Here is a 15,021-nt window from a genome sequence, read left to right on the forward strand (position 1 = left end):
GAGAGAGGTGCGTTTCATGAAGCGTCATTTGCTGGTCACCGCCGTGTGCACCGCCCTGACCATGCCATCGCTTGCGATGGCACAGGATTCAGGTGAAGTGACTCAACTGGACAAGGTCACGGTGACAGGGTCGTTAATCCCCCGGTCCCAGGTCGAAACCGCGACACCGGTGTTTTCAATTACCGCCCAGGACATCCAGCGCCGCGGCTTCAAGGACGTCTACGACGTGCTGCGCTCGCAACCGATGGCCACCGGCTCGGTTCAGGATGGCCAGTTCAGTGGCGGCTTCACCGCCGGCGCCAAATCGCTGAGCCTGCTCGGCCTGGATCCCGGCTTCACCCTGGTGCTGATCGACGGCCGGCCGATGGCCGATTACCCGCTGCTCTACAACGGTCAGAGCAATTTCGTCGACCTGGCCAGCGTGCCGGTGGGCATGGTCGAACGCATCGACGTGGCGCCGGGCAACCAGTCCTCGATCTACGGCTCCAGCGCAATCGCCGGTGTGGTCAACATCATTCTGAAAAAGCGCATGGACGGCGTGCAGATGAATTACCGCATGGGCACCTACGACGGTGGTGGCGGCAACAACCAGCGCTTTCAGCTCACCGGCGGCAACGAGATCGGTGGAGCCAACATCGTGTGGGGCCTGCAGCTCAACAATCAGGATCCGATCTACGGCTACCAGCGCCGCGATTTCGATTCCACCAGCGACAATCCGGACCCGACCCTGCGTTACGGCTCACGCATTGCCTTGCATAACCTGCCAACCACCTATATCGACCCGGGCGCCGAAAACTGCGCCGCATTGGGACCGCTGTTCAATGGCTCGGTGCAGTACGACAACCGTGCCAACCGCGGCAATTTCTGCAGCAGTCGCACCGAGCCGGGCTACGCCAGCATCCTCAACAAGGAACGCAGCGCCAGCGGCTATGCCAACCTGAGCTATGCCTTCAACGACAACGTCGAGCTGTACTCGACCGTGCTGCTCAATCGCACCAAGGTCGAGGTCAATAGTGGACCCCGCTTCTGGCAGACCTCGTCCGATACCGGCGGTTATTTCTACAATCAGGACAGCCAGCAGCTCGAAAGCTATCAACGCATCTTTGCGCCGGAAGAAACCGGCAATCAAAACTTCAACAACGACCGCCAGACTGCCGATTCCTACAACATCGCGCTTGGCCTGAAAGGCGGCCTGGGTGCCAGCAACTGGACCTACGATGCCTACTACGCACGCTCGGAATATCGCATCGAAAGCCGTCAGCAGTGGCCGCTGGCCGACCGCATCGAAGATTTCTTCCGCGAACAGTTCCTTGGCGCTCCGCAGGGCGAGTACTACGGCTACCCGATCTATTCGCCCAACGATGCCAACTTCTATCGCGCCTTGACGCCGGCGCAGTATCGCAGCTTCAACGACGAAATCCGCACCAAGTCCCGGACCTGGACCCAGAACGTCAACCTGCAGCTGACCAACACCGAGTTGTTCAACCTGCCGGCCGGTGCGGTCGGCGTCGCCGCTGTGGTACAGGCCGGTAATCAGTACTGGACCAACCCGACCGACCCACGCGTGATCGCCGGCGACTTCTACCAGCTGACCGGCACCCAGGGCAGCGGCAAGCGCGAGAACTGGGCGGCGGCCTTCGAGATGCGGGTGCCGATCTTGAGCACCTTGACCGCCAATCTGTCGGGCCGTTACGACGACTACAAGAACCAGGGCGGCGGCGGCGATTCCAAGTTCACCTACAAGGCCGCGCTGGAATTCCGTCCGATCGCTTCGCTGCTGTTCCGCGGCAACTACGCCACCGCGTTCAAGGCACCGGACATGGCGTTCTCGTTCGCCGGCGACAGCGGTTTCTTCCAGGGCGTCAACGATTACTACCGTTGCGTACTCGAAGAACCCAACGTGCCGATCGCCGACTGCACCTATGCCGGCACCAGCATCCAGGGCCGTCGGTCCGGCAATGCGGATCTGAAGTCGATCACCGCAAAGTCCTGGGGCGCCGGCGTGGTGTGGTCGCCGAGCGCAAGCTTCAGCGTCAATGCCGATTACTACAACATCAAGATCGATGACAAGGTCAGCGACCTGAGCACCGATGCCTTGCTGCAGAACGAATCGGCCTGCCGGCTCGGCGCGCTGGATATCAACTCGCCGACCTGCGTCGACGTGCTGTCGCGCATCGATCGCACGGCCGCCGATGCGCCGGTACCCAATCGCCTGAGCAACATCCGGATCAATCCGGTCAATATTTCCAACGAGGAAATCTCCGGCGTGCTGACCAAGGCGACCTACAACCTCGCTACCGACGCCTGGGGCCTGTTTGTGTTCGACGCGCAATACAACCTGACGCTCAAGCATGAAAGTCAGCAGTTCCCGCAAGACCCGGTGCGCGACCTGCTGAGCGAGCCATTCTTCTCTTCCGAGTTCCGCAGCATCACCAATGCCTCGATCACCTGGCAGAAGGATGCGTGGACCACCACCTTGTTCGGCCAGCGTTACGGACGTACGCCCAACTTCACCGCACAGCAGAGCACCGATGGCTATGCGGTGGAAGGTGCACGCAAGGTCGGTGCGTGGACCACGCTCAATGCCACGCTGGACTATGCGGTCAACGACGATATCTCGCTGACCGCCACGGTCAACAACCTGGCCGACACCCGGCCACCGCGCGACCGCACCTACACCAGCTATCCGTACTACAACATCTTCAACTACACCGGTTACGGGCGGTCCTACATGCTGGAGCTCAACTGGCGTTTCGGCGCACACTGAGTCAGCACAGGCGGTATCTGCCGGCGGCAGCCATGGGGCTGCCGCCGGCATTTCCAGGACAAGGATTTTGGATCGAGCGCTCGGGGTCCGCGCTGCCGCGAGTAGGCGAGCTTGGAGTGGCCGAAAAGATGCGCAGACGAAGCGGGCGATACGCAGGCACTTCGCTTGCGGGCACACTGCATGCGTCGCGGCGGCGTGCCCGCGTCGTTCCGCTGGCCGTTGTCAGCGTGCGTCGGTCTGGATCAGGCCGGCATGCAACAAGGCCTGCCGCAGCGGTTCCAGCTGCGTGGCATAGCGCCGCCACTCTTCCACGTTGCGCCCATGCACGCCTTCGCGCACCTGCACGCTGCTCAGCGTGGCCGATGCGGCCGCATTGCGGGTGATATCGCTCTGCCCGGGCTCGATCTGCAGCCCACAGCGCTCCATCAACTGCTGCAACACCGTGGATGGATCGCGCACCATCTGCGCATAGTCCACATCGATCACCCGGCCCGGTAATGCCGCGCGCCACTGCGCCATCAAGCCATGATAGGCCTGATAGTGGCGCGCCAACGTGTGCAGGTCGTAGCTGTAGGCGTAGGAGTCGCCGAACAGCGCGCGGTAATTGGAGAAGCACACCGCCATCGGCTCGCGTACCAGATGCACGATCGATGCCCCCGGCAGGGCGCGCGCGATCGCGCCGATCGCCACTGCGTTGGCCGGTAACTTGTCGATGTACCAGCGTGCCGATCCGGCCCGCCATTGCGTCTGTTCCAGGTAACGCGCGCCGATCTGCGCGTAGTCCAGCGTCGGCAGCGCCTGCAGCAGATGCGCATCCAGCAGGCTACGACCGGCCTGATCGGCGCCCCAACGCAGTTGATGGCCGAAGTCGCTCAACTCGCCAGCCGACACCACCTGAGAATGATTGCCCAGCATCCGCTCCAGCACCGTGGTGCCCGAGCGCGGCAAACCGAGCACGAAGATCGGTTGCGGGCCGTGCGCGGCAGCGGCTTGCTGCGCGGCGAACAGGCCCTGGTCGGCCAACGCACCCAGCTGCGCGTACAACGCAGCCTCGGCGTCGGCATCGTGACGCAGGCGTGCATGCATCACCGCGTTGCCATGCTGTAGCGCGTCCCAGGCGGCCTCGGTCTGGCCAAGGTCTTCCAGCTCCTTGTACAGCGCGAACGCCAGCCCGGCGCGATCTTCGCTGTCGGGCTTGGCGAGCTGCAACTGCCGACGCAGTTGCGCGACATGGTTGCTGCTGGCGCTCTGCCGGCGCAGGCGCGCACGCGTCAACGCCGCGCGGCCATAGCTGGGCGTGTGCGCCAGCGCATGTTCCAGCGCCTGCGCCGCTTCGTCGAGGCGACCATTGAACTGCAACTGCACCGCAAGAAAGAAACGGAAATCCGGCCCATCGAATCCGCACGCCTGCGCACGCTGCATCATCGCCAGTGCGTCGACATGTTCGCCCAGCGATTGATGCACGTGCGCGAGCAAGGCCAAGGTCGCGCCGTCCTGGCACTGCGTCACCGATGAATGCCGCAGCAAGGCATGCAGTGCGCGATGCTCGCCGACACGCAACAAGGCCTGCGCCACGCGGCAACGCATCGCCACGTCGTCGCCCAGATCACCTGCCGCCAGCCGCAGCTGCACAACCGCCTCGCGCATCCTGCCATTGGCCAGCACGGTGCCGGCCAGCAGCACGCGGGCCGACACGTGCGCCGGCTCCACGTCCAGCAGCGCCTGCAACGCAGACGCCGCCACACCCAGGTCGCGGCGTGCCAACGCGGCCTGCGCGGTCTGCCAGTGCACCGCGCCGGCGGACGCGGCCATCAGCTGGACAGATGCTCGATGGCGGCGACGCTGCCGAGGCGGTCGCCGAGCTTTTTCAGTAGGGCCAGGCGATTGGCGCGCAGTTGCGCGTCCTCGGCGTTGACCATTACCCCGTCGAAGAACGCGTCCACCTGCGGGCGCAACCGCGCCAGGCGTGCGAGCACGGCGACGTAGTCGTGCCGGTGCAGCGCATCGCCGGTATCGCCGATGGCCGCTTCCACCGCTTCGGCCAGGGCCTCCTCGGCCGGTTCGCGCAGCAGGCTGGTGTCGATATCGCCGGGGATCTCGCCTTCAACCTTGCGCAGGATGTTGCGGATGCGCTTGTTGGCTGCGGCCAGGGCTTCGGCTTCGGGCAGCGTGGCGAAGATGCCGATCGCGTCGATGCGGCGGTCGAAGTCGTAGAGGGAGCCGTGGGTCGCGCCCAGGTGCGCTCCTACGCCGAGCGCTGCAGGAGCGCCTTCGGGCGCGACCGAGAACAAGGCGGCAACCGCATTGAAGTGCGTGGCAGGCACGCCCTTGTCTGCGTAGTAGCCGCGTAGGCGGTCGAGGATGAAGTCAAAAATTTCTGCTGTAGTCGCCTCTACATTTGGCACCCATAGTCCGCCGCCTTGACGCTCTGCGACATTGACGCCGTGGGTCTTGGCGGCTTCAGCCGCAGTTTGCTGTTTACTAGCTTGCGACGAGGCCAAAGCGGAATTAACCAAACCCACTGCTTTCTTGATCAAATCAAGTAGTGATAAGTCAAACCCCGACTCAATCACCGTCCGCGCCAACCCCAACGCATTACGCCGCAACGCAAACGGATCCTTGTTGCCGGTCGGCTTCAGCCCGGCCGCAAAACCACCGGCCAGGGTATCCAGCCGCTCGGCAATCGCCAGCACTTTGCCCAATGGCGACAGTGCGATGTCGTCGCCGGCAAAGCGCGGCTGGTAGGCCTCGTCGATCGCCAGCGCAATCTCGCTGGGCTCGTCGGCAGCCTTGGCGTAATGGCGCCCGGCAATGCCCTGCAGCTCCGGGAATTCGTTGACCATGCGCGACTGCAGGTCGTTCTTCGCCAAGTCCGCGGCGCGACGCGCCTGCGCCGGATCGGCACCGACCTGCGGCGCAATCGCCTCGGCCAGCGCCGCCACGCGCGCGACCTTGTCGGCCACCGTGCCCAGCTTGGCCTGATAGGTGACGCTGGCCAGACCGGCGCCCATCGCCTCCAGGCCCTGCTTGAGGTCTTCGTCGAAGAAGAACTTGGCATCGGCAAAACGCGGACGGATCACCCGCTCGTAGCCCTTGGCGACTTCGGCCACGTCCTTGGAGGCGATATTGGCAATGCCGATGAACTGCTCGGTCAGCTTGCCGCCGTCGTCCAGCACCGGGAAGAACTTCTGGTTGATCTCCATGGTTTCGATCAGCGCTTCCTGCGGCACCGCCAGGAAGTCGCGCTCGAAACTGCACAGCACCGCCGACGGCCATTCGACCAGGTTGACCACCTGCTCCAGGTTGTCGTCGCTGATGCGCGCACTGCCGCCGGCCTGCCTGGCGGCGGCTTCGACCTCTTCAACGATGCGCGCACGGCGTGCGTCCGCATCCACCAGCACATGCGCCGCGCGCAAGGTCTCGACGTAATCGCCCGGTGCCGCCAGCGATACCTCGCCCTGATGCATGAAACGGTGCCCGCGGCTGAGGCGATCGCCGCGCACGCCCAGCAGCTCGGCCGGAACCACGCTGTCGCCGAACAGCAGCACCAGCCACTGCACCGGCCGCGCAAAGGCGTATTCGTGCGCGCCCCAGCGCATCGGCTTGGGGATCGGCATCGCGGCGATCGCCTCGCGCAGAATGTCGGGCAGCAGGTCGGTGGTGCGCGCGCCCGGCGTCACCGCGCGGTGCACGAAGCGCTCGCCCTTGGCGTCGCTGGTGCGCTCCAGCGCGGTCCAGTCGATCCCGGCCTTGGCCGCGAAACCGGCCAGCGCCTTGGTCGGCTTGCCCTCGGCATCCAGCGCGATGTTGAGATACGGCCCCAGCACTTCCGAGCGCTGCTCGGGTTGCTCGGTGGCCACGCCCGGCAGCAGCACCGCCAGGCGGCGCGGCGTGGACAGCGGCTTGGCATCGCCACGGGTGACCGCGACGCCGCGCTTTTCCAGACCGTGCAGCACGCCATCGAAGAAAGCCTGCGCCAGACCCGGCAGCGCCTTGACCGGCAGCTCTTCGGTACCCAGTTCGATCAGCAGGGGAAGTTGTTCGCTCATAAGACGTGGACCTTTACGTGTTCCCTTCTCCGGTCGGGAAAAGGTGCCCCGAGGGGGCGGATGAGGGTACGGGCGAAGCTCTGGGGAGTCTGGGTGCAGGAGGGCTGCGCCTCGTCCCCTCACCCCAATCCCTTTCCCGAGGGGAGAGGGGCTTGCGGGTCCCTTCTCCCACCGGGAGGAAGGTGCCCCGAAGGGGCGGATGAGGGTACCGGCGACGCCTGTGGAGTTTGGGTGCAGGAGGGCTGCGCCTCCGTACCCTCACCCCAGCTCCTCTCCAGGGGGGAGAGGGGCTTTGAGTTACTTCTTTACTCCGGGAAAGCCCAGCTTCTCGCGTTGTGCGTAATACGCTTGCGCCACGCCCTGCGCCAGCGCACGCACGCGCAGGATGTAACGCTGGCGTTCGGTCACGCTGATCGCGCGGCGCGCATCCAGCAGGTTGAACGCATGGCTGGCCTTGGTGACCTGCTCGTAGGCCGGCAGCGGCAGGCCGACCTCGACCAGGTGCCTGGCTTCGGCTTCGCAGGCATCGAAGCGATGGAACAGCTCGGCCACATTGGCATGCTCGAAGTTGTAGGCGCTGTGCTCCACCTCGTTCTGGTGGTAGACATCGCCGTAGCTCACCGGCGTGCCGTCCGGGCCGTAGGTCCACACCAGGTCGTAGACGTTGTCGCAGCTCTGCAGGTACATGCACAGCCGTTCCAGCCCGTAGGTGATCTCGCCAAGCACCGGCTTGCATTCCAGTCCGCCAGCCTGCTGGAAGTAGGTGAACTGGGTGACTTCCATGCCGTTGAGCCAGACTTCCCAGCCCAGGCCCCAGGCACCGAGCGTCGGCGATTCCCAGTTGTCCTCGACAAAGCGCAGGTCATGCACCAGCGGATCGATGCCCAGGGCCTTGAGCGACCCCAGGTACAGGTCCTGGATGTTGTCCGGGTTGGGCTTCATCGCCACCTGGTACTGGTAATAGCGCTGCAGGCGGTTGGGGTTTTCGCCGTAGCGGCCGTCGGTGGGGCGGCGCGAGGGCTGCACGTAGGCCGCATTCCACGGCTCCGGTCCCAGCGCGCGCAGGAAGGTGGCCGGATGGAACGTGCCTGCGCCCACTTCCAGGTCCAGCGGCTGGATCAGCACACAGCCTTGCTCGGCCCAGTACTGGTTGAGGGTCTGGATCAGGCCCTGGAAAGTGATTGGAACGCGCCGGGAATCGGACATGCAGCAAAGGCCGTGCGGAAGGGGTGCGCTAGTATACCGGCCGGCCCGCAGCGCTTTGCCGCGGAGCACCGCTGCAGGGGAACATCGAACATGGAACAGCGGCGTACGGCCGATCCAGAGGGTACGGTAGCGATCCTGCCGCGCGGCCGGTTGATGTTCGACCCGGTGGCTGCCGCGTTGCTCGCCGATGGCATGGTGGTGCCGCACGAACACGAGCGCGTGCAGTTCTCCGCCGCCGGCGTGCGCAATGCCAGCGAGGTGCATCCGCTGGTGCTGCTGGCCAACCTCAAATTGCATGCCGCTCAGCCGCCGGCCGGCGAACTCGGGCTGGAACGGCTGACCGAATGGCTGGCCACCCGCACCGGCCTGCGCTATCTGCGCATCGATCCCACCCGCATCGATGTGGCCGCGGTCACCGGTGTGGTCTCGCATGCGTATGCGCGCCGCCACCGCATTCTGCCCCTGGCGCTGGATGCCGAGCGCGTGCTGATCGCCACCAGCGAGCCGCTGGCGCTGGAATGGCTGGCCGACGTGCAGCATCTGAGCCGGCGTCGCATCGAGCTGGCACTGATCAACCCGCTGGACCTGCATCGCTACACGATGGAGTTCTTTGGGGTGACCCAGTCGGTGCGCGGCGCGCGCGGCGATGTGCGCAGCGCCGAACCGGGCACCGGCCTGCCCAGTTTCGAGCAGCTGGTGGAACTGGGCCGCGCCGGCGACGTCAATGCCGACGACCACCACATCGTGCATATCGTCGACTGGCTGCTGCAGTACGCCTACGAACAGCGCGCCAGCGACATCCATCTGGAGCCGCGTCGCGAGGCCGGGCGCATGCGCTTCCGCATCGACGGGGTGCTGCACAGGGTGCTGGAAGTGCCGCCATCGGTGATGACCGCGGTGGTCAGCCGCATCAAGGTGCTCGGCCGCATGGACCTGGCCGAACGCCGCCGCCCGCAGGACGGCCGCATCAAGACCCGTTCGCCGGGCGGGCGCGAGGTGGAAATGCGCCTGTCCACGATGCCCACCGCGTTCGGCGAGAAGTGCGTGATGCGCATCTTTGACCCGGATTCGGCGTTCAAGAGCATCGAGCAGCTCGGCTTCAGCCCGGAAGAGGCCGCCGGCTGGAGCGCGCTGGTCGAGCGCCCGCACGGCATCGTGCTGGTCACCGGCCCGACCGGTTCGGGCAAGACCACCACGCTGTATTCCACGCTCAAGCGTCTGGCCACGCCGGATGTGAACGTGTGCAGCGTGGAAGACCCGATCGAAATGATCGCGCCCGAGTTCAACCAGATGCAGGTGCAGCAGAACATCGACCTGGATTTTGCCAGCGGCGTGCGCACGTTGCTGCGCCAGGACCCGGACATCATCATGATCGGCGAAATCCGCGACCTGGAGACCGCGCAGATGGCGGTGCAGGCCTCGCTGACCGGGCATCTGGTGCTGTCCACGCTGCACACCAACGACGCCGCCTCGGCGATCACCCGTCTGCTGGACCTGGGCGTGCCGCATTACCTGGTGGCGTCCACGCTCAACGGGGTGCTGGCGCAGCGGCTGGTACGCACCCTGTGCGTGCACTGCAAGCGCCCGCACACGCTCAGCGACGATGAGTGGGCGGCGATCCGCGAGCCGGGCGAAGCGCTGCCGGAGGTGCTGAATGTGCACGCGCCGGTCGGCTGCCTGGAATGCCGCCGCACCGGCTATCTGGGCCGTGTCGGCCTGTACGAGTTGCTGCCGGTGAACCCGCGCCTGCGCAGCCTGATCCGCGCCGACACCGACCTGGCCAGCTTCAGCCACGCCGCGCGTGGCGAGGGCTTGCGTACGCTGCGGCGCACCGGCCTGGAGAAGGTCGCCGCCGGGCTGACCACGGTGGAAGAGGTGTTGTCGGTGTTGCCGCCGCGGGACTAGGCCGATCGCCTGGGGCTTGCACGGTTGTCGGCACAGGCGACCCTCATCCCAACCCCCGCTCCGCGCCCCGGCGCGCGTCTGCGACGCGGGCGCTCCAAGGCACGCGCGCCAGTGGCGCGCAAGCCGTGCCCGCTCGCCCCGCGGGAAAGGCGCCCAGCTCTCCCACCGTTTGCTCCCTTCTCCCACCGGGAGAAGGTGCCCGACGGGCGGATGAGGGTACGTCGGCACGCACATGCCGCCATTGGCAGGGACCAGGCATCACCATTGACCAACTACACGGCACGGCCGAGTACAGATCAGCGGCGCACGATCACCGCGGCAACCGAGTCGGGAACCGACATGGCACAAACCATCTCAGCCATCACTGCTCTTACATCTACACAGCGCAGCTAGCCAGCCCCAGCCATCAGCACATAGCCATTCGGCATAACCTTAGCTGCATGCGTTGGCACGCCAATTGAAAAAAACCGGCCGGTGCTGCCTACAATCGGGCGCATCCGTCGCTGCTGGATCTTCGTCCGCATGTCCGCCCTGCCGTTCCTGATCATCGAAACCGGGCATCCCGTGCCGGAGATGAAGCGATACGGCCGTTTTCGGCACTGGATCCGCGTCGCGGCCGGGCTGGCCGAGCATGAGACCGTCGCCATCGACGTCGCCAACGGCGGCCGCCTGCCCGACCGCGGCGGCTTTGCCGGCACCATCGTCAGCGGCTCGGCCGCCTACGTCACCGACCGTGCCGACTGGAGCGAGCGCAGTGCCGCATGGCTGCGCGATGCCGCCCACCAGGGCATGCCACTGCTGGGCATCTGCTACGGGCACCAGCTGCTGGCGCACGCGCTGGGTGGCGAAGTCGACTACAACCCGGCCGGGCGCGAGTCCGGCACCATCGCGCTGGAATTGCACCCGCCAGCCGAGCAGGACCCGTTGTTTGCCGGCTTGCCGGCGCACTTCCCGGCGCATGCCACGCATCTGCAGACGGTGGTGCGCGCCCCGGACGGGGCCATCGTGCTGGCGCATTCGCGGCAGGACCGCTGCCATGCCTTCCGCTGGGGGCAGGCCACCTGGGGCGTGCAGTTCCACCCCGAGTTCGCCACCCACCACATGCGCGGCTATGTGCAGGCGCGCGCCGAGTGCATCGCCCGCCACGGGCACTGCGCCCGCACGGTGGCCCGCGAGGTCACCGCCGCGCCGATCGCCCGCAAGCTGCTTCGCCGGTTCGTGCATCACGCACGCGGCCTGCAAACAGTGAACGCTCATCCCGCCGCACACACGCAAAAGCAGCGATAATCGCGCTACGCCGGATGGTCCGGTGCGTATCGATCCGGAATGGGAATGAGCGAAATCCGCAAGGTGCCGGCGTCTGCCGGCGCAGAATGGCTGTTGACCGGTTTCTCGCTGTTGAAGCGGGCGCCGCTGGCGCTTGGCTCGCTGGGGGTGATCTGGAGCGTGGCGGCCACCCTGGTGGTGTCGCTGTCGGTGCTGGTGCCGCTGCTGGGCCCAGCCCTGCAGTTCCTGCTGGTGCTGGCCGGCCCGCTGTTCATGGGCGGCCTGCTGTGGGCGATCCGCGAGGTCGACGAAGGCCGCATCGCCAAGCCGTCGCATCTGCTGCACGGCCTGCAGGACGGCCGCGCGCCGCATCTGCTGGTGTCGCTGCTGCCGCAGCTGATCGCCGGCCTGCTGCTGGGCGTGCTGTTGCTGGTGATGATCGGCGCCAGCGGGCTGCAGCAGTTGTCCGAGGTGATGATCAAGATCAACCAGATCAGCCAGTCCGGCGCGCAGCCGGACCCGGTGCAGATCGAGCAATTGGCCGCCAGCCTGCCGGCCGGCCGCATCCTGCTGTGGCTGCTGCTGACCATCGCCACCTTCGCGGCGATGACGCTGGCACTGTTCGTGATGCCGCCGCAGGTGATGTTCGACCGCAGTACCGGCGGTCATGCGCTGCGCGAGAGCCTGCGCGCCAGCCTGCACAACCTGCCGGCGATGCTGGTGTTCTTCGTGCTGGCCTTCATCGCCATCTTCGCGATCTATTTCGCGGTGATGATCGTGGCGCTGATCGTCGGCCTGGTGGCCGGCCAGACCGTGGCGATGTGGCTGGCCCAGCTGCTGCTGATGGCGGTGCTGATGCCGGTGTTCGCCGGCTCGGTCTACGCCGCCTGGAAGCAGATGTTCAGCCACGACGGCGCCGTCGCCCGGCCGGCCCCGCCCTCGCGCCCGGACGTGTTCGCGGCCTGATCGTATTGACCGGGGATGTGGTTGCCGCCGCAGGCCCTCGCTCCGTAGGAGCGCACCTGGGCGCGACGAAGCCTTCCTCGGGAAAGCCCAGTCGCGCCCGGGTGCGCTCCTACGTGGGTGATTGCGTCCGGGGCGATGCCGGGTTGCGCACCTGCATGCATGTCGGCGCGCGCCTGCAGCCAAGGCGCTAGGCGGGCTTGGGCCCCACCGCACGCGAGGCGATGATGCCCAGCTCGTAGAGCAGGCACATCGGGATGGCCAGCATCAGCTGCGAGACCACGTCCGGCGGGGTGAGCACCGCGGCCAGGATGAAGATGCCGACGATGGCATAGCCGCGGCCTTCGCTCAGCTGCTTGGGGCTGACCCAGCCCAGCAGCACCAGGATCACCAGCGCCACCGGCAGTTCGAAACTCGCACCGAAGGCGAAGAAGATCGCCAGCACGAAATCCAGGTACGAATTGGCGTCCGGGGTAATGGCGATCACGTCCGGCTTGAACGTGGTCAAAAAGTGGAACACCGCCGGCAACACCAGGAAATACGCGAATGCGCAGCCGATGTAGAACAGCGCCACCGCCGAGGCCAGCAAGGGGAATGCGAGTTTCTTTTCGCGCTGGTACAGGCCCGGCGCCACGAAGGCCCAGGCCTGGTACAGCAGCCACGGCACACTGACGAACACCGCCACGAAGAAGGTCAGCTTGAGCGGTGCGAAGAACGCGCCGGCCGGATTCATCGCGATCATCGTCTGCCCCAGCGGCAGCTGCGAAATCAGCGGCGCGGCCAGCCACGAATAGATCGCCCGCGAAAATGGCAGCAACGCCAGCAGCACCACGCCCAGGCCGATCAGGGCGCGCACCAGGCGCGCACGCAATTCGACCAGATGCTCGATCAGACTGCTTTCGGCCTGTGCGTCGTCGAACAGGCTCACGGCGGTTTCTCCTGGATCTTGCCCGGCGCGGCCAGCGGCGTCGCGGTGCCCGGCTCGATCGGCGTCGCGCTCACCGGTGTCTGTGCGCTGGTGGTATGCGCGGCATGCGGGGCCGGCACCACGGTGTCGTGCGGGGCCGGTACCACCGTTTGATGCGGTGCCGGCGCAATCGGCTGGGCCTGGGCAATGACCGGCGCCGCAGATTCCGGCGCGTCCGCGCCACCTCCTGCCGACGCGGCGGTCGCCCCGGCAGACAGATCCGCATGCGCCAGCTCCAGCGGCGTCGCCACCGGTGTGGCCGGGCTGCGGATATCGATATCGCGCCCGACCTCGTCGTGCAGCGCGCGGGCGCCCTGCTCCAGATGCTGCTGCTTGTTGCGCAGCTGGTCTTCGGCTTCGCGCAGCGAGGCCTGCACATCCTGCAGGCTACGCTTGAGCTCTTCGGCTTCCAGCTCGCGCTCCAGTTCCTGCTTGACCGAATCCCACTGCATGCGCGCGCGGCGCACCCACAGTCCGGCAAACCGGGCCGCCTTGGGCAGGCGCTCGGGACCGAGCACCACCAGGGCGACGATCGCAATCAGCGTCAGTTCGCCAACACCTATGTCAAACACCGACGCCGCTCCGGATCAACGCGCGTCGCGATCGCGCTCGGCCTGCGCCTGCCGTGCCTGTTCGGCCGTGCGGGTGTCGTCACCGAGCTTGCCGGCCGGCTTGTCGTCGTCGTGCATGCCTTTCTTGAATTCCTTGACCGCGCTGCCGAGATCCTTGGCACCGCTGGTGAGCCGCTTGGTACCGAACACCAGCAACACGATCACCAGCACGATCAGCCAGTGCCAAATGCTGAAACCGCCCATGATCTGCTCGCTTGCTGAAGAAGAAGGAGCACGCAGGATACCCCAGCGCACCGCGCAGGGGGATGACAGCCCGTCAGCGGTTGCCGTCCAGCGATTCGGTGCGGATTTCGCCATCGGACACCGGCTCGAAGCCCTGCTGCGGCGGTGGCGTCGTGCTGGGCTGCATCGGCACGGTGCTGGCCTCGTTGACCGCCGGCGGCGGCGTGGCGGCCGCCTGTGCCGGGGGCGGCGTTGCCGGACGCGGCGCGCCGGCCGCGTCGTCGGCACTGCCATCGGTACCGCGATTGGCGCGTGCGGTGTAGGTCGCCTCTTCCAGGCGGTCGCGGAAGGCGGTCACGTCGGTGGAGGCACGCTCGTTGGTGCGCCCTTCGAAGATCATGTGCGGGGTGGCGCCGCCACCGTAGGCGTTGAGGTCGGCGGCATCGTCGATCTGCAGCACGGCGCCGTCCAGCGCCACGCCGGCGAACAGGCCCCGGGCGCGCGACCACGACCAGATTTCGGCCTTGAGCTGGCCGTCGGTGGCGGCGGCGGCATTGCGGCCGACCGGGCCGGCGGCCACGCCGGCATCGGCCCCGAGGGTGAACTTGCCGTTGACGATGTTGTCCAGGCTACGGTCGTTGCGGAACACCAGCACCACGTCGGAGGACTGCACGCCGGCCTGGAAGCCGATGCTGCCGCCGGTGAGCTTGACGAACACCGGCTGCGACCAGCTGCCGTCGGCGTTTTTCATCGACATCAGGCCGTGCCCGCGCCGGCCGCCGATCACCAGCCCGGCCTTGAGCGTGTCCGGGATGACCACGATGGCGCGCGCTTCGTCGAGCAGCTTGTCCGGGATCGCCTGCTCGGGAATCTTCATGATCTCGTTGAGCACGCGCACCGCGTTACGCGCGCGCTGGTCCTCTTCCGGGCCGGCGACGGCATGGCCGGCGGCGAAGGTCAGCGACAACAACAAGGCCAGGCGCGACAGACGAGGCATGACAAGCTCCAAAGGACAATCGTCAAAGATAGCAATGGCGCGACGTTAGTGGTGGCGCAATGAATCGGTGGTGAGCGCAGCCGGGGGTGTCAGAGGCGGTCAATGGG

General features: G+C 66.5%; 11 protein-coding genes. 4 read left to right on the forward strand and 7 right to left on the reverse strand.

Features of this window, described 5'->3' with window-relative positions; genetic code table 11:
• Nucleotides 1-76: 76 nt before the first annotated feature.
• A complete protein-coding gene (locus FHT09_RS12840; RefSeq protein WP_181141460.1) occupies nt 77-2,767 on the forward strand; it encodes a TonB-dependent receptor in 2,691 nt (896 codons plus the stop codon).
• Between the two features lie 222 nt (nt 2,768-2,989).
• Here the strand turns inward: FHT09_RS12840 and FHT09_RS12845 are convergent, their stop codons facing one another.
• From FHT09_RS12845 to glyQ, 3 genes are all read right to left on the reverse strand, one after another.
• Complete coding sequence (locus FHT09_RS12845) at nt 2,990-4,579, reverse strand: sulfotransferase (protein WP_104607331.1); 1,590 nt, start codon at nt 4,577-4,579, stop codon at nt 2,990-2,992.
• Nucleotides 4,579-6,816, reverse strand: coding sequence for a glycine--tRNA ligase subunit beta (glyS, locus tag FHT09_RS12850; RefSeq protein WP_104607330.1), 2,238 nt, complete (start codon nt 6,814-6,816; stop codon nt 4,579-4,581). Before glyS ends, FHT09_RS12845 begins: the two co-directional genes overlap by 1 nt.
• Before the next feature lie 297 nt (nt 6,817-7,113).
• Nucleotides 7,114-8,022: a glycine--tRNA ligase subunit alpha gene (gene glyQ, locus FHT09_RS12855; protein WP_047130550.1), complete on the reverse strand. Its 909-nt coding sequence runs from the start codon at nt 8,020-8,022 to the stop codon at nt 7,114-7,116.
• A 90-nt stretch (nt 8,023-8,112) separates the two neighbouring features.
• Between glyQ and FHT09_RS12860 the strand changes: the two genes are divergently transcribed.
• The 3 genes from FHT09_RS12860 to FHT09_RS12870 all read left to right on the forward strand — a co-directional run bounded on the left by FHT09_RS12860 (nt 8,113) and on the right by FHT09_RS12870 (nt 12,159).
• Nucleotides 8,113-9,927 (forward strand): GspE/PulE family protein, encoded by a 1,815-nt coding sequence (locus FHT09_RS12860; RefSeq protein WP_104607329.1) that lies wholly within the window; start codon nt 8,113-8,115, stop codon nt 9,925-9,927.
• A gap of 522 nt (nt 9,928-10,449) precedes the next feature.
• Entirely contained in the window at nt 10,450-11,214 is a 765-nt protein-coding gene (locus tag FHT09_RS12865; RefSeq protein WP_047130548.1) for a glutamine amidotransferase, read from the forward strand.
• 45 nt (nt 11,215-11,259) lie between these two features.
• Nucleotides 11,260-12,159: a BPSS1780 family membrane protein gene (locus FHT09_RS12870; protein ID WP_047130547.1), complete on the forward strand. Its 900-nt coding sequence runs from the start codon at nt 11,260-11,262 to the stop codon at nt 12,157-12,159.
• A gap of 187 nt (nt 12,160-12,346) precedes the next feature.
• On the opposite strand, the gene tatC is transcribed toward FHT09_RS12870, so the two are convergent.
• From tatC to FHT09_RS12890, 4 genes are all read right to left on the reverse strand, one after another.
• A complete protein-coding gene (gene tatC, locus FHT09_RS12875) occupies nt 12,347-13,084 on the reverse strand; it encodes a twin-arginine translocase subunit TatC (RefSeq protein WP_016904254.1) in 738 nt (245 codons plus the stop codon).
• Nucleotides 13,081-13,695, reverse strand: coding sequence for a Sec-independent protein translocase protein TatB (gene tatB / locus FHT09_RS12880; protein ID WP_047130546.1), 615 nt, complete (start codon nt 13,693-13,695; stop codon nt 13,081-13,083). The genes tatC and tatB overlap by 4 nt, the downstream gene beginning before the upstream one ends.
• Nucleotides 13,696-13,710: 15 nt before the next feature.
• Nucleotides 13,711-13,938 carry a Sec-independent protein translocase subunit TatA gene (gene tatA, locus FHT09_RS12885; RefSeq protein WP_047130545.1) on the reverse strand — a complete coding sequence of 76 codons (228 nt, stop codon included), beginning with the start codon at nt 13,936-13,938 and terminating at the stop codon, nt 13,711-13,713.
• Nucleotides 13,939-14,011: 73 nt separating this feature from the next.
• A complete protein-coding gene (locus FHT09_RS12890; protein WP_184416987.1) occupies nt 14,012-14,914 on the reverse strand; it encodes a YSC84-related protein in 903 nt (300 codons plus the stop codon).
• Nucleotides 14,915-15,021 lie beyond the last annotated feature (107 nt).

It is taken from the genome of Xanthomonas sp. CFBP 8152, assembly GCF_014199025.1.
Classification (GTDB): Bacteria; Pseudomonadota; Gammaproteobacteria; order Xanthomonadales; family Xanthomonadaceae; genus Xanthomonas; species Xanthomonas arboricola_B.

Coding starts and splice junctions, on each gene's coding strand:
- FHT09_RS12840 (WP_181141460.1), top strand. CDS start 77: ATGGCACAGGATTCAGGTGAAGTGACTCAACTGGACAAGGTCACGGTG.
- FHT09_RS12845 (WP_104607331.1), bottom strand. CDS start 4,579: ATGGCCGCGTCCGCCGGCGCGGTGCACTGGCAGACCGCGCAGGCCGCG.
- glyS (WP_104607330.1), bottom strand. CDS start 6,816: ATGAGCGAACAACTTCCCCTGCTGATCGAACTGGGTACCGAAGAGCTG.
- glyQ (WP_047130550.1), bottom strand. CDS start 8,022: ATGTCCGATTCCCGGCGCGTTCCAATCACTTTCCAGGGCCTGATCCAG.
- FHT09_RS12860 (WP_104607329.1), top strand. CDS start 8,113: ATGGAACAGCGGCGTACGGCCGATCCAGAGGGTACGGTAGCGATCCTG.
- FHT09_RS12865 (WP_047130548.1), top strand. CDS start 10,450: ATGTCCGCCCTGCCGTTCCTGATCATCGAAACCGGGCATCCCGTGCCG.
- FHT09_RS12870 (WP_047130547.1), top strand. CDS start 11,260: ATGAGCGAAATCCGCAAGGTGCCGGCGTCTGCCGGCGCAGAATGGCTG.
- tatA (WP_047130545.1), bottom strand. CDS start 13,938: ATGGGCGGTTTCAGCATTTGGCACTGGCTGATCGTGCTGGTGATCGTG.
- FHT09_RS12890 (WP_184416987.1), bottom strand. CDS start 14,914: ATGCCTCGTCTGTCGCGCCTGGCCTTGTTGTTGTCGCTGACCTTCGCC.